At 63.2% G+C, this 20142-nt stretch carries 15 protein-coding genes and 1 tRNA gene; 3 read left to right on the top strand and 13 right to left on the bottom strand.

Annotation, left to right across the window (positions count from 1 at the left end; genetic code table 11):
• Positions 1-65 precede the first annotated feature (65 nt).
• The 8 genes from GJ634_RS01380 to GJ634_RS01345 form a co-directional block, all read right to left on the bottom strand.
• Positions 66-680 (bottom strand): 30S ribosomal protein S7, encoded by a 615-nt coding sequence (locus GJ634_RS01380; protein ID WP_157500126.1) that lies wholly within the window; start codon positions 678-680, stop codon positions 66-68.
• Positions 681-682: 2 nt separating this feature from the next.
• Entirely contained in the window at positions 683-1111 is a 429-nt protein-coding gene (locus GJ634_RS01375) for a 30S ribosomal protein S12 (protein WP_157500124.1), read from the bottom strand.
• A 452-nt stretch (positions 1112-1563) separates the two neighbouring features.
• On the bottom strand, positions 1564-1989 hold the full coding sequence (locus GJ634_RS01370) for a NusA-like transcription termination signal-binding factor (protein WP_157500122.1): 426 nt from the start codon (positions 1987-1989) through the stop codon (positions 1564-1566).
• On the bottom strand, positions 1989-3176 hold the full coding sequence (rpoA2, locus tag GJ634_RS01365) for a DNA-directed RNA polymerase subunit A'' (protein WP_157500120.1): 1188 nt from the start codon (positions 3174-3176) through the stop codon (positions 1989-1991). Before rpoA2 ends, GJ634_RS01370 begins: the two co-directional genes overlap by 1 nt.
• Positions 3169-6081, bottom strand: coding sequence for a DNA-directed RNA polymerase subunit A' (locus tag GJ634_RS01360; protein WP_157500118.1), 2913 nt, complete (start codon positions 6079-6081; stop codon positions 3169-3171). The genes rpoA2 and GJ634_RS01360 overlap by 8 nt, the downstream gene beginning before the upstream one ends.
• Positions 6078-7904, bottom strand: coding sequence for a DNA-directed RNA polymerase subunit B (rpoB, locus tag GJ634_RS01355; RefSeq protein ID WP_157500116.1), 1827 nt, complete (start codon positions 7902-7904; stop codon positions 6078-6080). The genes GJ634_RS01360 and rpoB overlap by 4 nt, the downstream gene beginning before the upstream one ends.
• Position 7905: 1 nt before the next feature.
• The gene (locus tag GJ634_RS01350; protein WP_157500114.1) at positions 7906-9468 is read right to left on the bottom strand and encodes a DNA-directed RNA polymerase subunit B''; all 1563 of its coding nucleotides are present in this window, start codon (positions 9466-9468) and stop codon (positions 7906-7908) included.
• Complete coding sequence (locus tag GJ634_RS01345) at positions 9469-9696, bottom strand: DNA-directed RNA polymerase subunit H (RefSeq protein ID WP_157500112.1); 228 nt, start codon at positions 9694-9696, stop codon at positions 9469-9471.
• 178 nt (positions 9697-9874) lie between these two features.
• Between GJ634_RS01345 and GJ634_RS01340 the strand changes: the two genes are divergently transcribed.
• A tRNA-Asp gene (locus tag GJ634_RS01340) sits at positions 9875-9947 on the top strand.
• Between the two features lie 437 nt (positions 9948-10384).
• Positions 10385-10828: a group I intron-associated PD-(D/E)XK endonuclease gene (locus GJ634_RS01335; protein ID WP_157500110.1), complete on the top strand. Its 444-nt coding sequence runs from the start codon at positions 10385-10387 to the stop codon at positions 10826-10828.
• A 63-nt stretch (positions 10829-10891) separates the two neighbouring features.
• Here GJ634_RS01335 and GJ634_RS01330 read toward each other — a convergent pair whose 3' ends face one another.
• From GJ634_RS01330 to GJ634_RS15800, 5 genes are all read right to left on the bottom strand, one after another.
• Positions 10892-11125, bottom strand: coding sequence for a hypothetical protein (locus GJ634_RS01330; RefSeq protein WP_157500108.1), 234 nt, complete (start codon positions 11123-11125; stop codon positions 10892-10894).
• Between the two features lie 45 nt (positions 11126-11170).
• Entirely contained in the window at positions 11171-12073 is a 903-nt protein-coding gene (gene artA / locus GJ634_RS01325) for an archaeosortase A (RefSeq protein ID WP_157500106.1), read from the bottom strand.
• Between the two features lie 310 nt (positions 12074-12383).
• The gene (locus GJ634_RS01320; protein WP_157500104.1) at positions 12384-14342 is read right to left on the bottom strand and encodes a BGTF surface domain-containing protein; all 1959 of its coding nucleotides are present in this window, start codon (positions 14340-14342) and stop codon (positions 12384-12386) included.
• A gap of 688 nt (positions 14343-15030) precedes the next feature.
• A complete protein-coding gene (locus tag GJ634_RS01315; RefSeq protein ID WP_157500102.1) occupies positions 15031-17499 on the bottom strand; it encodes an RND family transporter in 2469 nt (822 codons plus the stop codon).
• Entirely contained in the window at positions 17477-19129 is a 1653-nt protein-coding gene (locus GJ634_RS15800; RefSeq protein ID WP_231736897.1) for a COG1361 S-layer family protein, read from the bottom strand. Before GJ634_RS15800 ends, GJ634_RS01315 begins: the two co-directional genes overlap by 23 nt.
• Before the next feature lie 315 nt (positions 19130-19444).
• Between GJ634_RS15800 and GJ634_RS01305 the strand changes: the two genes are divergently transcribed.
• On the top strand, positions 19445-20068 hold the full coding sequence (locus tag GJ634_RS01305) for a TetR/AcrR family transcriptional regulator (RefSeq protein WP_157500100.1): 624 nt from the start codon (positions 19445-19447) through the stop codon (positions 20066-20068).
• Positions 20069-20142 lie beyond the last annotated feature (74 nt).

Here is a 20142-nt window from a genome sequence, read left to right as displayed (position 1 = left end):
CTTTCAGGTATCCCCGCGGCGCCGTCGCTCGAAACGAGAGAAAAACCGCAGAACCGTCTCCCGCGTTAGCGGGCCGCGGCCGCGACGCGTTCCTTCTCTTCCTTCTGGCCGACCGCGTACGTCTGGACGTCGTAGTCGGCGGCGCCGACGAGCTGGTTGGCCAGCGCCTCGGCGGCGTCGACGGGCGTCTTGAACGACGACGAGTGCGCGCCGTCGGCGATGAACTTCAGCGCCTGGTCGACGCGGCGCTGGGGCGCCACGTCGACGGCCTTCGGGACGGAGATGCCGCCGTACTTCAGGCGGACGGTCTCCTCGCGGGGCGCGGAGTTCTCCACGGCGCGGACGAGCACCTGAATCGGGTTCTCGTCGGTGCGCTCGTGGACGATGTCGAAGGCGTCACGGACGATGCGGAGCGCCTGCTGTTTCTTGCCGGCGTTCGCACCGGTCTTCATCAGCCGGTTGGCGAGCCGCTCGACGACGCTAATCTCGCTCTTCTTGAACTGCTTGGAGGCGTGCCGCCCCATCGTGTGCGCGATGGGCGTCACGGAGAGGTAGCGCCGCGTGCTCGGGTCCCGGTACTGGATGTCCGAGACCTCCCACTTGCCGAACAGCTTCGCGTTCACGTCCTCCTCGTCGCTACCGGCGGGCGCCTCGGGTTCGGGGGCTTCTTCCTCGCTCATGATTATCGCACCGGCTTCTCAGCGTTCCCGCGGACCAGTTCGATGAGGCTCACGCCGTTGACCTTCTCGACCTTGTAGTTCACGCCCGAGAGGTCGCCCATCGCACGGCCCTTCGCACCGCCGATGCCGGCGATGGTGACCTCGTCGTGCTCGTCGATGAACGAGATGGCGCCGTCACCGGGACAGAACGCGGTGACCTGCTTCCCGTTCTTGATGAGCTGGACCCGAACGCACTTCCGGATCGCGGAGTTCGGCTGTTTCGCTTCGATACCTACCTTCTCGAGGACGATGCCGCGCCCCTGCGGCGCACCCTCGAGGGGGTCGGACTCTTTGCCGAGCCCCCGTTCTCGCCGCGCGTACTCCGAGTCGGACCACCGGTGCTTCTGGCGGTCCTTCTTCAGTTTCCGAGCGGCGTACTTGCCGTTCGACATACAGTCGTTTACCCAGCGGAAGCACTTAAACTCGGCCTTTCGCTCCGACCTTTTGCGCTGCGCTCGCGGCCAAGGGCCGCTCTCTGCTCACGGGCGGCATCGCCGCCCGTTCGCACGGCCAGCGAGACCGGCGGTCTCGCTCGGCTCGGCAAAAGCTCGGCCAAAAGCGCCGTCGGACCCCCTACCGGGGGTCCTCGCGCCCGCGCCTGACGACGCGGCGAACCGGCGACCTTCCGGGTCCTGACGGACCACTCGGTCGCCGGATGCCCGACAGCCGTTTGACGACGTGACTGGCAAGCATCGGCGAGTGAACGGTTCGGAGAACCTGAGCGAAGCCGTTCACCGCGAGCGGAGCGAGCGGGCCGAGGAACCCCCGGTAGGGGGTGACGCTGGCTTTTGCCCCAAGTTTTTGCCAGCGAACGAGCGGAGCGAGTGAGCGCAGCAAAAAGTGGCTACGTGAGCTGAATGTCGTCGATGTCGAAGTGCCGGTCGGCGAGGCGTTTGGCGGCTTGGATGTTCTTCCCGCCGGTGCCGATGGCGACGCCCTTGTCCTCGTGGGCGACTTCGGCGTACGCGACCGTGGTGTCGTTCTCGCTGATGGTGACGTTGTAGACGGCCGCGGGGGAGAGGGCGTTCGCGACGAACCCCTCGGGCGTGGGGGCGTCCTCGACGAGCATGACGTCGCGGCCGAGTTTCGCCTCGAGCTCTTCGACGCGGCTGCCGCCGGGGCCGATGGCCGACCCCATCTCGCCGGCGGCGACGACGAAGATGACGCGGTCCTCTTCGTCGTCGACGACGCAGTCGACGGCGCTGGCGTCGGTCTCGTCCTCGAACGCGGCGATGAGGCGGCGCGCCTCGTCGGAGAGCCTGACTGTCATCAGTCGGACTTGCTGGCGCCCATCCGGAGGTCGACGTCGCCGGTGCCGAGCTGGACGGGCTTCCCGACGATGACGTTCTCGATGACGCCGTCGAGGTCGTCGGCTTCGCCGTAGATGGCGGCGTCGAGCAGGTGGCTGACGGTGACCTCGAAGGCGGCGCGGGCGAGCACGGAGTCCTTGTTCCCGGAGATGCCGTGCCGGCCGATGGACTGGATGGTGCCGTCGTTGGTCATGATGTCCGCGACGAGCATCAGGTGGCGGATGTTCACGTCGTCGAGGCCCTGCTCCTCGAGGGTGGTCATCGTCTCCTCGATGATGGCCTCGCGGGCGGCCTCGATGCCGAGGGTCTTGTGGACCTCGTGGATGTTGTTACACGAGGTGCGGGAGGCGTCGACGCCCTCGATGCTGAGCGCCTTCTTGAACGCCGACCCCTCCGTGTAGAGGACGAACTCCTCGCCCTCGTCGGTCTCCTCGCGCCGGATGACGACGCGGGAGACGTCCTCGATGCCCTTGAACACGATGTCGCGGAGCTGTTCGACGAGCTGGAGCAGCTCGCGGTACGACGGCTCGCTCGGGCCGAACTCGAGGACGGTCCCCTGCTGGGTGACCTGCACGCCGAGGCTCCCTTCGATGGTCTCGGCGATCTCGCCCGCGATCTCGGTCGTGGAGTCGACGAGCGGCCACCGCTCCTGGAGGGTGTCCTCGTTGAGGTCGATCTGGACGACCATGTCGGCGACGTTCGTGGAGATGTCGCCGAGCGCGAGAATCTTCGTCGCCTCGATGTTCCAGACGACCTCGTGGGCGCGCTCGCGCTCCTCGGCGTACTCGTCCTCGAGGTACACCGTCATGATCGGCGTGTCCGGGGTCTTCCGGGCGTCCACGAGCTCGATGAGCCGCGGCAGGCCCTGCGTGACGTCCATCTCCGCGACGCCCGCGTAGTGGAACGTGTTCATCGTCATCTGCGTCCCCGGTTCGCCGATGGACTGCGCGGACACCGTGCCGACCGGCTCGAGGGGGTCGACGCGCGTGTCGAGGTACTGGGACTCGACGGCGGTCGCGATCTCCTCGGCCTGCTGGACGGTGACGCCCCCGCGGTCCTCGATGGTGTCGAGCACGCGGTCCTTCAGGCGCCGCGGGAGCTCCGTGTCCTCGACGGCGTTCCGAATCCCGTCAGTGATCTCAGTCATCGGATTCCACCTCCCAGGACGCGCCGTGCTCGGAGAGGTTCGTCGGCGGCTCCTGGACGCCGAGGAACTCCTCTTTCTCGGCCTCGCTGTCGAACTCCGACTCGACGATGCGGTCGGCGATCTGTTCGACGTCGACGTCGACGTCCTCGCTGGAGGACACCTCGACGGGCGAGGTGCCGTCCTCGCCGAACTCGAACTGCACGATGGTGTCGCTGGTGTCCCGGACGGTGCCGTCGTACTGGGTCTCCAGCTCGGAGAGCGCGTTGATGAGCCGGCGCTGCAGGTAGCCGGACTTCGAGGTGCGGACCGCCGTGTCCACGAGCCCCTCGCGGCCGCCCATCGCGTGGAAGAAGAACTCCTTGGGGGTGAGCCCGCTCGTGTAGGAGTTCTCCACGAAGCCGTGGGCCTCGCTGGAGAGGTCGTTCGGCTCGAAGTGGCTGAGCGTGCGGTCCTCGTAGCCGCGGTTGATGCGCTCGCCGCGAACCGCCTGCTGGCCGACGCAGCCGGCCATCTGCGTGAGGTTCAGCATCGACCCACGCGCGCCGGAGTCGGCCATCACGACCGCGGGGTTGTCCGCGTCGAAGTTCTCCGCGGCGACGTCGCCGGCGGAGTCGCGGGCCTTCCCGAGCGTCTGCATGATCTTCATCTCGAGGGTCTCGTCGACCGTACGGCCGGGCAGGCTCTCGAGGTCGCCGTTCTCGTAGGTCTCGATGAGCTCCTGGACGCGGTCGTACGCGGACTGGATGGCCTCGTCGATGCGCTCGCGGGCCTCCGTGGAGACGGTCTCGTCGTCGATGCCGATGGAGAACCCGAAGTGCATGATCGAGCGCATCGCGAGCGCCGCGACCTCGTTGATGAACACGCGGGCGCGGGTCTTCCCGTGGACCTTCGCGATGGTGTCGACGATCTCGCCGCCGAAGCCGCCGATCTCGTCCTCGGCGATGGTGCCCTCGAGCAGCTGGCCGTTCTCGATGACGACGGGCTCGCCGACCGTCCCCGTGAACTCGAGGTTGAGGTCGTCGGGCAGCAGCTCGGAGAAGATCTGGCGCCCCTCCCAGTACGGCTCGCCGTCCTCGGTGCCGGCGGGCTCGGGGAGCTCGTCGATGCTCGTCTGGCGCAGGAGGTCAGAGGCCTGCGTCTCGTTGAACCGGGGGTTGTCGTGCGTGAGCAGGTACGTCCCGGAGATGTGGTCCTGAATCGCGCCGATGATGTTCTCGCCGAACCGCGGGCTGAGAATCTGCTCCTGGACGCGCATCAGGACGCGCGCCTCGGCACGGGCCTCCTCGTTCTGGAGGGCGTGCATGTTCATCTCGTCGCCGTCGAAGTCGGCGTTGTACGGCGGACAGACGACGGTGTTCAGGCGGAAGGTCTTGTACGGCATCACCACGACCTCGTGGGCCATGATGGACATCCGGTGCAGCGACGGCTGCCGGTTGAAGATGATGATGTCGCCGTCGATGAGGTGGCGCTGGACCTCCCAGCCGGGCTCGACGCGCTCGGCGAGCTCCTCGCAGACCTTCTCGGTGACGCGGACGCGGCGGCCGTCGGGGCGCGTGACGTAGTTCGCGCCCGGGTGGCCCTCCGGCCCGTTCCGGACGTACTTGCGGGCGCGCTCGACGTTCTGCTCGTTGACGACCATCGTCTGGGTCATCTCGGTCGCCACGCGGTCGGGCACCCCGACCTCGTTCAGCGACAGCGTCGGGTCCGGGCTGATGACGGTCCGCGCGGAGAAGTTCACGCGCTTCCCGGACAGCGAGCCGCGGAACCGCCCCTCCTTGCCCTTCAGCCGCTGGCTGAGCGTCTTCAGCGGGCGGCCGGAGCGGTGACGGGCGGGCGGCGTCCCCGAGATCTCGTTGTCCATGAACGTCGTGACGTGGTACTGCAGCAGCTCCCAGAGGTCCTCGATGATGAGCTGTGGCGCACCCGCCTCACGGTTCTCCATGAACCGCTGGTTGATGCGGATGATGTCCACGAGCTTGTGCGTCAGGTCGTCCTCGCTGCGCTGGCCGTTGTCCAGCGTGATGGAGGGACGCGCGGTCACCGGCGGCACGGGGAGGACGGTCAGAATCATCCACTCCGGCCGGCTCTTCTCGGGGTCGATGCCGAGCACGGCGAGGTCCTCGCCGGGGATGTCCTCGAACCAGTCGCGGATGTCCGAGGGCATCAGCTTGTTCATGTCCTCGGTGGTGAGGTCCGCGCCGATGGCGGCCTCGATGGCCTCGCGGTCCTCGCGGCGCGGCCGGAACTCCCCGGAGAGGATGTCGTTGATGCGGCTGATGTCGATGTCCGTCTGCTCGGCGAGCTCCTGCGGGCTGACCCCGGCGTCGTCCTCGTCGGGGTCGGGCTGCATCGCGGCGGCGATGCGCTCGCTGTAGTCGCTGGCGAGCACCTGCTGGACCTCGTAGTACGTCGTCGGCTTCTCGTGTTTGACGTCGTACTGGACCTCCCCGCAGTGCGGGCAGTGGTCCTTCTTGCGGGCCTCCCGGATGGCGTCCTTCGTGACGTCGGATACGTCCTCGCGGAGGCTGCGCGTGCGGTCGAGGTCGTCGCGGTACTCCTCTTTCTCCTCCTCGGTGAGCAGGAGCCGCGCGCAGTCCCGGCACGTCCCGCGGAGCAGCCGCCGGATGAGCTTCGCGAACCCGACGTGGATGACGGGCGCGGCGAGCTCGATGTGGCCGAAGTGGCCGTTACAGCTCCCGGAGCGCTGGCCGCAGGTCTTGCACTCCAGCCCGGGGTCGATGACCCCCAGCCGGGGGTCCATCAGGCCCATGTCGATGGGGAAGCCGTCGTCGTCGTACGTGTCCGCGGTGATGACCTTCGTCGCGGACATGTCCCGGTACTCCTCCGGGTCCATCAGCCCGAAGCTGATTTCCCCGATCTCCTTGGGTGATTGTCCTGTGCTCATACTGCGTCCTCCAGTTCGAGTCGCGGCGCGATGCCGAGCGCTTTCATCTCGTCGAGCAGGAGCTTGAACGCGTAGCTCATCTCGAGGCTGTGCACGTCCGTCTCTTCCTCACAGTTCGGACAGTAGACGCGGCGCTGCTCGTAGTTCTCCACGGCGGTCATGCCGCAGTTCCCGCAGACGTGGATCTCCTCGCGGTCCGAGGAGTCCAGCAGCCGCTCTTTGAGCACCATCGCGGCGCCGTGGCCGATGACGGTGTCCCGCTCCATCTCCCCGACGCGGAGGCCGCCCTCGCGGGCGCGCCCCTCCGTCGGCTGCCGCGTGAGGACCTGGACCGGCCCCTTCGAGCGGGCGTGGAGCTTGTTCGACACCATGTGGTAGAGCTTGTGGTAGAAGATGGTGCCGACGAAGATCTCGGCCTCGATCTTCTCCCCGGAGACCCCGGAGTACAGCACTTCCTTCCCGGAGGACTTGAACCCGCGCTCCTCGAGCGTCGAGCGCAGTTCCTCCTCGTTCTCGCCGGTGAACGCCGTGCCGTCGACGGAGCGCCCGTCGAGAGACCCGGCCTTCCCGCCGAGCATCTCCAGCACGTGGCCGACCGTCATCCGGGACGGCAGCGCGTGCGGGTTCAGCACGAGGTCGGGCACGACGCCCTCCTGCGTGAACGGCATGTCCTCGTGGGGCGCAAGGTGGCCGACGACGCCCTTCTGGCCGTGGCGGGACGCGAACTTGTCCCCGAGCTCGGGGATGCGTTCGTCCCGCACGGAGACCTTCGCGAGCTTCGAGCCGTCCTCGCCCTCCATCAGCGTCACGGTGTCGACGACGCCGTCCTCGCCGGAGCGCATCGTCACCGACGTCTCGCGGCGCTTCTGCGGGCTGAGGCCGCCCATGTCCTCGGGCTCCTCGAGGAACCGCGGCGGGCTCGTCTTGCCGAGCAGCACCGAGGAGTCGTCGACCTGCGTCTCGGGGTTGACGAGGCCGTCGTCGTCGAGGTGCGTGTACGCGTCCTCGCCGCGGCCGCCACGCACGTCGTCGGAGGGAATCTCGAAGCGGTCCTCCTGGCCGCCGGGGTAGCGGCGCTCCTCGCCCTCGTACGTGCGGAAGAAGTGCGAGCGGGAGAGCGCGCGGTCCACCGAGCCCTGGTTCATGACGAGCGCGTCCTCGATGTTGAACCCCTCGTAGGACATCACGGCGACGACGAAGTTCTGGCCGGCCGGCCGGTCGTCGTAGCCGATCTGCTCGGTCGTCTGGGTGTTCACCATCGCCTTCTGCGGGTAGTGCAGGAGGTGCTGGCGGGTGTCCGGCCGGATGCGGTAGTTCGCCGCCGGCAGGCCCAGGCTCTGCTTCATCATCCCCGCGCCCATCGTAATGCGGGGGCTGGCGTTGTGCTCGGGGTACGGGATCATCCCCGCGCCGATGCCGAAGATGAGCTGCGGGTCGATCTCGAGGTGGGTGTGCTTCTCGGTGAGCTCGTCGCGGTCGACGCCGACGAGGATGTCCTCCTCTTCCTCGGCGTCGATGAACTCCACCTTCCCCGCCTGCACGAGGTCCTCGAACTCGATGTCGCCGTTCTCGATGGCGTCGAGCTCCTCGTCGGTGACGAGCGGCTCGCCGTCCTCGACGACGAGCAGCGGACGCCGGGCCCGGCCCGCGTCCGCGTTCACGATGACCTCGTTCGTGCGGTCCTTCACGGAGACGTTCACCATCTCGGAGACCTCTCCCCGGCGGCGCGCCTCCCGAATCTGTGCTGCCAGCTCCTCGGGGTCCTCGTGGGTCCCGACGAGACTGCCGTTGACGTAGACTTTCGCTTCTCGTTCCGTACTCATGTTAGTCGTCCGCTGGTGTCGCTTCCGTGCTGATCCCGGGGATGCCCTCGACGCCCATCGACGAGAGCTCGCGTTTCAGCTCGCGTTCGTCGTCGACGGTCTGGGAGAGCTCCATCGCCTGCGCGAAGTTCTTCACGAGCCCACAGTTCGGGCCCTCCGGGGTCTCGGAGGGACAGATGCGCCCCCACTGAGTCGCGTGCAGGTCCCGCGCCTCGAAGTGGGGCTGCGAGCGGCTCAGCGGGCTGCGCAGTCGGCGCAGGTGGCTGAGCACGCCCATGAAGTCCGTCCGGTCGACGAGCTGGCTGACGCCCGAGCGGCCGCCCACCCAGTTCCCGGTCGCGATGGGGTGTTCGAGCCGCTCGGTCAGGACGTCCGAGCGGACCACCGTGTTGACGGTGAGTTCGCGGTTGCGCATGTTCGCGCGCTCGAGCTGGTACTTCACGTCCCGCGCCAGCTTGTTCAGCGCCGTCCGGAACAGGTCCTTCATCAGGTCGCCGGAGACCTTCAGACGCTTGTTCGCGTAGTGGTCCTTGTCGTCGGCCTCGCGGCGGTCGAGCGCCAGCTCGAAACACGCTTCGGCCATCCGACAGAGGTAGTAGGACTTGTTGATGCGGGTCTCCTCGTCCTCGATGCCCTCCTCGTGGAGGTGCGGCAGCAGGTAGCGGTCGATGACGTAGTTCGCGCGCTTCAGCTGGTAGTTCTTCCCCTGGCCGGAGGCGACCCGCTTCCCGAGCTCCTCGATGGCCTCCTCCTGGGTCTGGACGTCGGCTTCCTCCAGGTTCTCCAGCATGAACTTCACGATCTCGGGGTCCTCGCTGACGCGGTGGACGATCTCCTCGTCGGACTCGAGGCCGAGCGCCCGCACCAGCGTCACGAAGTTGATCGACCCCGAGACGGAGGGGAACGACACTTCGAGCAGCCCCTCGCGGTTGCGCTCGACGAGCACCAGCGCGCGATAGCCGCGGCGCTGGCTGAACGTCTTCGCGACCTGGATCTCGTCGCCGTACTTCGAGTCGTACTCCGCGAGAATCTTGTTCGGCGCGAGGTCCTCGCTCGTCATGAGGACGCGCTCGCTGCCGTTCACGATGAAGTAGCCGCCGGGGTCGGCGGGGTCTTCGCCGATCTCGATGAGCTCGTCCTCGGAGAAGCCCGCGATGTTGCACTTGTCGGAGCCGACCATGATCGGCATCCGGCCGACCTTCGTCTCCGTCGTGTCCAGCACGCGCTCCTCTTCCTCTTCGCCGCCGCGCACGATGCTCATCTCCATGAACACCGGCGCCGAGTACGTGATGTTCCGCAGCCGCGCCTCCTGTGGGTACAGCAGCTCCTCGGAGCCGTCCGCCTCACGCACGCGCGGCGTCGTGATGCGGACGTCGCCGAGCTCGACCCACACCGGCTCCTCGTCTTCCTTGTCACCGATGTCCGTCTCGATGCGCTCCTTCTCGGTGACGACGTCCTGCATACCCCGCTTCAGGAAGGAGTTGAACGACCTGAAGTGGTGTTCGGCCAGTCGTTCTTTCGAGAAATACGCCCGCGACAGTTCGCGTCGGTCTTCCATTTGCATTTATTCGATCACCAGTCGGTACACGATGGCTTTGTCCGTGGTCCGCGAGTCCCGCACGATTTTGACGACGTCGCCGACCTCGGCGTCGTCCGGTAGGGCAGGGTCCTTCCGTTTGATCTTCGGCAGGTCCGTCCGGTCGATGTCGTAGTCCACGAGCACGTCCTCGACGTCCTCCTCGTCGAGGACTGTGTGCTCGGGGACGAGTTCGTGTTGGCTTACGTCTACCATGGGTGTGCCTGGATGGGGGGAGAACTACCTCTCACGAGATACTACAGGCCAATTCGCTAGCGGCGCACTTAGGTCTTGTCAACTACGATTCCCGTCGCGGGTTACGCCACCACGACGCACACACCCCTGCGTTTGGAAAGCCTTAAGAATGCAAGCCGGCTACGAATGAGTGCAGCAAGCCCGGATGGTGTAGTGGCCCATCATACGGCCCTGTCACGGCCGTGACGCGGGTTCAAATCCCGCTCCGGGCGTACTTCTACTGAACTCGAACCGCGAGCGACCAGCTTGCTGTGTCGTGAGCACCGAGTTCAGTGAATACGGCAGGGATTTGAACCCTGGAAGACGACCGAAGAGCGTCTTCCTCTGGTTCACATCCCGGCAGACTCCGTCTGCCGGCGTCACGCTCGCGCGGCTCGCGTGACTCCCGCTCCGGGCGCTTTCTCTTCGACGCAATCCGCAGAGAGACGGCGCTATCCCGAAACGACTGCTCGCGGTTGTGAACCTGCTAGGGCCTCGTTTTGCTCGCGTACCTCCCGCTCTAGGTACGTCGCTCGTCTCCACACAGCACTCGATTCGTCCAGCTGTCACCGCTCTTGCATCCCGTCGCACTAACAGCGGGTTGTCTGATTGCCACCTGTCCGGGCCTGACGTTCATCCGACAAAGCGACGAAACGACGTATACGGTCCCATGAGTCGGAATTCGAAAGCCGTCGGTGACGAAACCGAATCCAAGATCCTCCACACGCTCATCTCGAACGGCCACAGCGTCGCCGTCCCCTTCGGGGACAACGACAAATACGACCTCATCGTCGACGACGATGGCCGTCTCCTCCGCATCCAGTGCAAAACAGCCTGGGAGACCGAAACAGGGACGATTCGATTCAACACGCATTCCCAGACGACCCGAGACGGCGAGTACCACGAAAGCACCTACCACGACGCGGTCGACGCTTTCATCGTCCGCTACCCCGACACGGACGACCTGTATTGGATTGACGTCTCGGAAGCGACCGACCAGAAGATGGAACTGCGTTTCTCAGCCGAAATCGACCACCCCTCGATCAACTGGGCGAGCGACTACGAATTCGACGGTGACATCCCGTCAGCATCGACCCCGCCTGAACTGCAGTAGTCCCGCTCGCGACCGCTCTCGTCCGTCGCTTTTCGTTCGTATTCTGGGACGCTGCATCCATGCCTACTCGGTGGGCTCGATATCGAGTTCGTCGCGGAGAACCGCGTCGGGATCTTCGATGGGATCGCCGCGATCCTCGTGGAGCGCGAGCGCCTCCGCGAGCTGGGAGAGAGCATCCGACTTCGTCTCCCAACGTCGAGCCAGCCCCGTCTCCTCGTCGACGGCGGTGACACTGCCGTCGTCCTCGTGGACGAAGTGGACGCCATCGTCGTCTGGGTCTCGGGATGCGCTCGCCATCACACCCGCGAAGACGTCGAACTGGCGTAAAAGGATTCTGACGGCCTACTGCGCGAACCGCTCGGTGATGTCGTACTCGTTGCCGGTCGCGATGTAGGCGACGTCCTCGACGACGCCGCCGAGCTCGGGGACGATGCGCAGCAGCGCGAACGTCAGGGCGACGAGCGCGACGACGGACAGGGATTGGGCGAGCATGCGGTCGGCGAACAGGTACGACACCATGTTGCCGTCGTTCGTCGGGAAGAGTGCGAACGCGAGCGTCTTGTAGACGCCGCCGCGGAACCACTGCTCGCCGTGCGCGACGGCGATGAACGCGACGCGAATCACGTTCAGCCCGTAGATGACGGGGAGCGCGACCGCCATCGCCTGCAGCCGGCGCTGCAGCGGCGCCTTCACCGCGAGCGCGAGCCCGCCGACGATGGACATGCTCCCGATGCCCGTACACGCCATCAGGACCGTGGTCGTGTACTTGTGGCCGGGGGTCCCGTTCACGGACTCGCCCGTGAACACGAACTTCGCCATGTAGCCGTGGTCGCCCTCCACGACGGGCGGGTAGTAGCCGAACTGCGCCATCAGCCACTCCGCTTGCTGGGCGACCGTCTCGATGGCGAACTGCCGCGTCGGCTCGATGGTCTGGAACGGGAGGAACAGCAGCCCCATGATGGCGATCGAGCGCGTCAGCGTCTCGAGCTGGCGCTTGCCCGTGCCGACGAGGTACGCGGTGTAGAGGCAGGCGGGGACGGCGACCGCGCTCAGCGCGCCCTCGATGACGCTCAAGTGCTCGAAGAAGTAGTACGGCGCGAGCAGCCCCCAGAACGCCGCGAACAGCGTCCACGCCGCGACCGCCGCGTACCGGCTGTACCGGCGGTAGTCTGCCTGGAGGACGGCGCTCGTACCGAACGCCGCGATGACGACCCACGCGAGCGTGTCGGTCAACGCAGATACCATTATACGATGTGTCGGGCGTCCCGAGTATAGGCGTGTTGGTAAGGGCTACGCCGGCGATCCAATTCGTTGGGGAACTGTCGCTGTGCAGTCATAGTCAGTGGCCAGTTGTCGAAGCAGCTGTCCATAAACGAGTAGGTGTGTTGGTTAACTCCGTTCTGCGGATATGAGTAGTCGCCCAACTATAGTCGCACTCGCTGTCGGCCTGCCGCTCCTCGGGACGACTCTGAATTGATCAAGGGAGAGGACATACTCGGTTGACCGTAGAGGTTGTCAGGTAGGAGAACAGCTCGCCGTTCACCGTCGGGCGGTGTCACCGTCGGAAGATGAACAGCCAAGCGAAAGCGGCAGCCACAGCAAGGAGGGCGACAAGGGGGGTGAGTCCGGGCGTAGCTCCACCTGATTCTCCTGTAGCCGTTTGCGACTCAGCGGAAGCTACGGTCGCTTGTGTAGATTGGCTCGTTGTCTGCTGAGCTTCCGGCGCGACAGTCACCAACTCTGTGTGAGCAATCTCCGTCCCCCTAATGAGAACCGAGAGGGTAGACGTTTCACCGATCGCTGTCGTAGGGAGGGAAAATGTGCCGGAGAACGTGCCGTTAGGGGCGATAGAGACGGTCGACTGCTGCAGGGACGTGAATGAGCTGTTTTCCGACTGAGACGTTACTTGGAGAATTGCTTCCGTTCCAGGGGCTACGTTCGTTTTCCCTTGGATTCGAGTGGGTGACGTTCGGTCGACGACAACCGGTGCGTCCGACTCCACCCATCCACCCGTGCTCTTAAATTGAATGTGTGGTTCGACGAGTGAGAACTGCGCCGTCGCGGTAGCCTTCTCACCAGGTTCGAAGTATGGGAAAGCGGGCGTATTGACATCGCCCCCAGCACCACCCACCAAACCACGATAGTACGACTGGATGTTCCGGTCCTCACGGTCGAAGAGGAATGGCTGCGTCGAGTTACTGTGGTACCCGAGGGAAGCCGAGAAGTTCCGGCTTGCGTTGTCAGTCAACGTGAAAGCGTCTGTTGCACGTGGATCGATGACGATGTAGAGCTTCCCCGCGGTGTTGTTCGCATACACGGCGACAGCGGTTGCGTCAAGCGAGGACAAGTCCAAAACCTCAAGTGGAGATTCAAGCCCTTCCGAGGGGCCGGGACCGCGTAGAACCGGCCCGTCAGTCGACTCAACCGCGAACTCAACGCCCTCCCCGGTTCTGGTTTCTAACTGCGATAGTGTTCCGGGACCGAACCCAGTTGAGAGACCTTCAAACCCACCCTCAATCGCAACGAGATGGCCATAAATGCCGGTCGCCTCGGCGGTGATTACGATACGGTCGGTCGACGTGACCGACCGGCTCTCAGTCGCTGAGGCCGACAACGCCGTCTGATTAGGGGCAGCATTCGCTGGACCCGCCGGCGCAGCCTGGATGGAGAGGCCATCGAGGCCTGGCTTCGTCAGCTCGATCGTGGTTGTCCCAATAGTGGACGATGTCGACTCGGACGTGTACGTAGCGGAGCTACTGGATGAGCGGCCGGCGGGGGGTGTCACGTTGGCGCAGAATTCACCTTCCGTACTGGCTAGAAGAGGGTAGTCACCTGGCTGCAACGGCCGCCGAAGCTGGTCAATACCACGGTCGGCTGCCGCCGAGTCGATGAGACCGAGTGTAGCGAGATAGTCATCAAAGCCGGACAGTTCAGAGCCGTCGGGTCCGAAGAAGGTCGGGCCGTCGTCGGTGGCTGAAAGGCGGCCGTGAACGCTGCTCCGGACGACGTCGCCCTCGCTATGGTACACGAGGTCACTATCGGTGGCGCTGATGCTGTCGCTCGTCCCGAGCGTCCGCGTATTGATCGAAAACGTGACCGCCCCATCATCGTCGGTGTCTTCAACACGAAGGACGTCAATAAAGCCGGCCGAAACATCCCCGATTTGAATGTAGGCGTGGTCGCGTGCTGGCGCGCGTTCGGCGGTGTCGCCGTCGGTCGTTGTTGTCGCGGACAGATTGAGTGAGACCGTGACGATGTCGCCGGCTGGCTGCTCATAACGCGTCTGGCTCCAGCCGTCGGAGGAACTGTTTCCAGCAGCCGACTGCGTTGACCGCGGTGGGGCGTCCATAACCGGTGAAACGCTCGAGCCCGAGGTGGTGGCAGGGTCGTGAGAAAGCGATGCCGATTCAGCGGTAGCTGTCGCCGCTCCGACGACCGGTGTGCAGACCGCTGCTGTGAGCACTATCACGACGAGCAACGGACAGAGTATCGTTCGTGGGGAGAGAGCACGCATCATATGTGAAGCGACTGGTAGCGTCTCAACCGGGGTTTCGGGGCTGGTCCCCGATGAGAGACCGGTGGTAGTGGTGGTAGTGGATTCGCCGTCATACGTCCTCCGACATTCCCCCGGGCGATAGTTCGTTGTCTGGACGAAGTGATTGTCTGGATAAATACTTTGGGCAACGATGGGACCGTGTTTAGCCAAAAGTGAGACGGGAGTGGCTTTCAGCTGGTTTATAGGCTGCACAGGTGAAATACCACGGCCTGAAGACTGTGGTATTGCGCCTGTGCAGCCTATAAACGAGTGGAATGCGGCCGACGCGTGTCTCACCGGCGTTGAATTAAGAGGGGAGCACGGTGTTCTACAGCCTGAATCCGGGTTGGACGACGATGCAGACAAGAGCGCGGCGCTGAATGTTGGGAAACGAGCCTTAGCAGTAGTTGAAAACACGCGATCTTCTATTCAGTGATTGCCGAGTACGTAGGCGTGGAACGGCATGTGATGCCGTCCACGACGAATAAAGAAATCGTATTTGCAACAACTGTTAGGCAACGAGAGCCGCTGTCCGAGACGGGGGTTGTACTGGCACGGCCCGAATCACAGGTTCGTCGTTACGATCGACGACGAACCTGCGAACCTCTCCGTGTCCGTGGGTTCAATCCAGTGGGGGAGCTCCCACAGCTTTAGCCGTGGGCGGATGTCAGCGGGAACGCAGTATCGCGAGGGGTTCGCTGTTACGGTACCGTGACCACAGCAATACTGCGGGTGGTAATGCGACGATGGAGAAGATGAACGAGTACACCACACTAATCGCCATCAACAGCCCGAAGTCACCAAGAACGGGGGTGATGGCGAGTGCAAGTGCACCCGTCCCGAGAGAGGTGGTTAGCATGCTGCCTAACAGCGCCCCACCAGTTCCTGAGAGCGTGCGCACCATCGCCTTGTGTGCATCGCTGCTCTCGTTGAACTCGTCGATAAAGCGATGCGTTGTGTGAACGGAGTAGGCGATTCCGAGTCCGATCGAGATTGAGAGGATAGTTGCTGTCAAGGCGTTTAATGCCATCCCAAGATATCGCATCGTCCCGATTAAGTACGCAATCGAGATGAGGATGGGGAACACGTTCACCATGCCGAGCATCGGTTTCCGCTCCAACACCCCGTAGGCGATCACGAGGAAGAGCGCGGTCAAGCCGATGGCAAGCACCAGTCCCTCAATCGCGGACGTGAAGATAATCCCCGTAACGGCGTCAAACACCACGACCTGGCCTGTTGCCGTTGCGGTGTACCGGAAGTCTTCGGTGAACTGTCGGGTTGCGTCGGCAGCCGCTGACTGTGAGGCATCCGAGTCTATCGAATAGACGACCTGGGCTGCCTGCCGGTCTTCCGTCAGATACTGTGATGCTTGGTCGCTTGCGCTGGACGCAAACAGCACATCGTAGATGCGGTCGAGGTTTCGATCGGGAATACCGTTGTCATTTCGGTCGTTTCGCGCGACAAGTTCCGCGAATTCGGGGTTCTGCTGGGCGTGCGATCGGATAACCGTGAGGATACTTTGAGCCTGCGCCCCACCACCGGCACCGACTGCGAGCTCCTCAGGTGGATCATCATTCGGGCTGGCAAGCGCTTCGAGCGCGTGGTCTTCCTCGAACGACCCCTCGAAATATATTGTCACTGATTGATCTTGGTTCGTTGCGAATTTGTCTTCGAGTAAGTTCGTCGTCTCCGTGACAGTGTAGTCACTGGGCGCAAACGGCTCCGGCAGTCCTGTCACGTACCCTGGTTGTTGTTCGGGTGGGAGGAAGTCCTCCGTCTCGAAGGACGTGTCAACTCCAGAACCGTAGGCGGCGGCGACACCGCCCGTAAGCAGTAAGACGAGCACGAAAACGGTGGGCGCATACCGGCTTACAACGGCGGGTAGCGATAGTGCACGACCGAGTGCAGAGTCTTCGGACGCAATCGGCTCCGAGTTGAACTCAGGAACACCCAATCGGTCCCGGAGTTTATCTACTTCAAGCTTTGCTGCCGGGAGAAACAGGCCGAAGATGAGGAACGTGAAGATAATTCCTGCACTCGACGCGATACCCATGTTCCGGATCGGGGTGAGGTCCGAGATGACGTTCGCCCCGAACCCGAATACGGTCGTCACAGTGACGATCACGAACGCGATCATCAACTGGTTGTTCGCTGTCCGCATCGCCTCGACCGGTTCGAAGCCTTGGACTGTTTCCTCCCGATAGCGGTTGATGATGTGAATCCCGAAGTCAACCCCGACTGCCAGCAGCAATACGGGGACGGAGATCATCTGTTGGTTGAAGGGAATCCCCGAGTAGCCGAGGAACCCAAACGTCCAGATGATTGTCATCAATAGGGCGAACAACCCCAACAGCAGGTCGATCGGGTCCCGGTATGCGACCACCAGGAAGACCAACAAGAGAATGACGACGACCGGCATCACGATGATTAGTGAGTCACTGATAACGTTGCTCATCTCCGCGTTCGTGATCCCAGCACCGAACGCACGGATATCGCCGGGTTCACTACTCGCAAGCGACTGAATGGACGTCTGGACCGCGGTCAGGTCACTATCCGTGAACCCTTGGGGGACATCGTGAGAGACGGATGTGATTGACGCCGTTGCAGAAACGGACGTTGGATTGAAGTCCTCCGAGATAACGCCCGTAAACCGGGGGTCGTCAGCGAGGCTGCGGATTGTTTGCCGGATTTCAGTTGCCGACGCAGCTTCGAGCACGCGACGCTGTTCAGTAACCGTTGTCGCTGATGGATCGATCGCTTGGGCGACAATCGCTGCCGGCCCGGTCGCCGACGCCATTCGGAGGTCGTCGCGGCTTTCGATCTGTTCGATGAGGCGGATATTCCGGACGAGCGCTTCCTTCGTGAGGACGTTGCCGCCGGTATGGATGAGCTGCGTGGACTCCATCTCCGGCTGGAATGGGTCCTCGAACTCCGCGTTGACCGAATCGAGCGCCTGCTGTGCTTCAAGACCATCGGTGAATGATTCGGTCGAATCGGTTTCGGTCGAGATCAGCCCGAAGCCACCGACGAACATGGCTGTGACGACGAGAAACGCCAACACGACCGCACGCGGACGGGAGACGATCGTGTCGTTGAGTCGTCTTGTCGCCGCCTCAATCCGGTCTCCGATTCCCATCAGTTACTGCCTCCGATACCAGAGCACTGCTGCAGCCCCCCCCGATGAGGACGACTGCGCCGATGATTAGCGGCATCGGGAGGCCGCCACCACTACTCTCCACGACGTTGATCGGGACGCGCATGGTGTCCGTCAACTGGCTGTTCCCCCGCTGGTCGTCGTACCGGAAGTCGAACGAAATCGGGTACGTCTTATCCGGCGTTGCCGACGACGCTGCCGTCAACTCGAAGGACACCGTGACGGTTTCCCCTGGCTCCATAGACTCGACGTAGCCGGTGTCTGCATCACCCGTATCGAGGGGGTCGTCAGCGAACAGCCGTGCTTCGATGTCCGTGACGGTTTCGTTCAGATTGTTCGTCACGTCGACAGCGATCGTGCGTGAGCCGCCCGTCTCGATTGTCCGTTCGGCGAGCTCAACAGTAAACTGATCGCGTTCGGGAGCGACAGCAGCGCGGACGTCGAGCTTATCGTACGCCCGCCGGTCACCATCGGCGTTCCGGTAGTCAACTGCGAAGTCGATTAGGTTCGGACTCGCCTCGGCGCTACTCGTAACTTCGATCGGCAGTCGGAACGATGCGGATTCGCCCGCGTCGAGCGAGCCGACGGCGACAGATTCTTCGATCGGCACCATCGTCGTGGACTCATCGGCGTAGCGAACGACGACACTCCTTGCAGGCTGTGGGCCCTGGTTTGTGACGGTCCCCGTGATTTCGCCGTCCTCACCCACGCGAAGTGACGTGTCTACATCACTGAACGCGAACGCTTGTTCATCGATGGCCTCAACGCCGGCTGTCATCGGCTCGGATGACTGGCTGATGCCGTTCGCATCCTCGTAGTCAACCGTTAGATCGAGCGTGTACCCACGCTGTGTCGCATCGGGTGCGAGAGAGACGCCATACGACACGTTCCGGGTCTCCCCGGACTCCCAGTCACCCACGTACGACGTTGCGCTCGGGCCACCGGAATCAAAGGTTAATGCGTTGCTGCGGGAGGTTATACCGACGGTGGCTCCACGAGCGATTTCCGCGCCCGTATTTCGAAGTGTCATCGAGACGTCACTGTCATCGCCGATCTGGGCCGTGCCAGAGATGTCAACCACTTCGAAGCGGGCGTCGTCAGCTACCACCACCGTGATAGACCCGGTACGCGTGCGTGTGAAGTCACTGTAATCGGTTCCGTACGCGTCGTAGTCAACGACTCGTGAGAACTGGTACTCGTACTCGACCGGAATCTTGTACGTGCCCGATGCAGCATCTTCAGCGATTTCGATCGGGACTGCCACTTGGCTGGAGCCAGTTGGGACGTTCCCGATGGAGAGTTCACCGGCTTGAACGTCAATCGGCACGTTGCCGTCATCCAGGCTCATCGTCATCCCTCGGGCGGTCGTCACTCGGTTTTCGTATTGGGACGGGCCACCCTTATCGATGGATCCGCGGTTCGTGATCGCGATGCTGAGTTCGTCGCTGGTCCCGGCTGAGACTTCGCCGGTTGACGTGGCGAAGGAAATGTCCGGTTGGCCGATTACTTCCCCGGATTCTTGGGCGCTGACTGCGCCAGGAACGCCTGCGATGGCGACCGAAGCTACGACGACCGCAACGACGATGATCGTCGGGATTCGTGACGTGTTCATTACGTGCGTTCGTTAGCGGTGTTGTGGTTCACCGGCGACAGCCGTGTCGCGGGAGATAGTGCTGAGTGATACCGTGGAAGTTTGGTTTGGGCGTTCATCTGCGTGTATAGTCCAGCGGAGTGGAGTGTGGGCGGTCCTGTCATCGTGATTGGGGGTGCTCGTACGGTGCAGTAGTCGGCTCGAGAGCGAGTGTCGGTTGCTGTCAGCTGCCCGACTGTGTGCCTACCGAACGTTTGGGAGGTAATCAACCTTTATACTTACAACAGTACTTTGTCAAACAGCAACTTGAAAAAAACCACCCCGAGAAGTACAACTATGGATATAGAGAGCCCCTTTGCAGGCCCTCCAGAGGACACTCGTGAGGGAATTCTCCGGGCCTCGTTTATCGTTTTGGAGCGGTATGGCTACAGTGGGCTCACGATGAGCCGCATCGCAGAGGAGGCCGGCATCGAGAAGGCATCGGTGTATCACTATTACTCGGACAAGGACAGCCTCCTGCTCGCGCTCGTTGATTACGTCATCGAGGAGATGAAATACCGGACGGTTCAGCGGGAGGATGCCGACCCCCTTCAGCAGCTCCGGTGCTTCATCGATCAGATCGTCTTTGGACGACAGATAAACGGGGAGCCAACGGGGTTCTCGCCACCGTCGGAGGAGACGCTTCGAGTATTCATACAGATTCGGGCACAGGCAACCCACGATGACGCCTACCGAGAGAAGATTACGGAGATTACGCGTCTCCAGCAGGACCACATTAGGGATGTCATTCAAGCGGGGATCGACAGTGGCCAGTTTGCTGACGTCGATGCGGAATGCGTGGCGTCGGTCGTTTCAACGCTTTTGATCGGCGTCTTCTCCCGCCGAGTCACGACGAATGCGGACGTAGAGCCAGTCCGCGAAGCGATTCACGCTTATTTGGAGACGGTTCTCGCGGACTGAGTCGTCGACAGATAGATATCCTCCTGTCGATGAAGGAGAGAACTTCCGCTCGCTACGTATCAGGCTCTATGACC

This window comes from Halobacterium sp. CBA1126 (genome assembly GCF_009741975.1).
Lineage (GTDB): Archaea > Halobacteriota > Halobacteria > Halobacteriales > Halobacteriaceae > Halobacterium.
The sequence above is the reverse complement of the archived record's forward strand: the minus strand, read 5'-3'. Positions and strand labels throughout refer to the sequence as shown.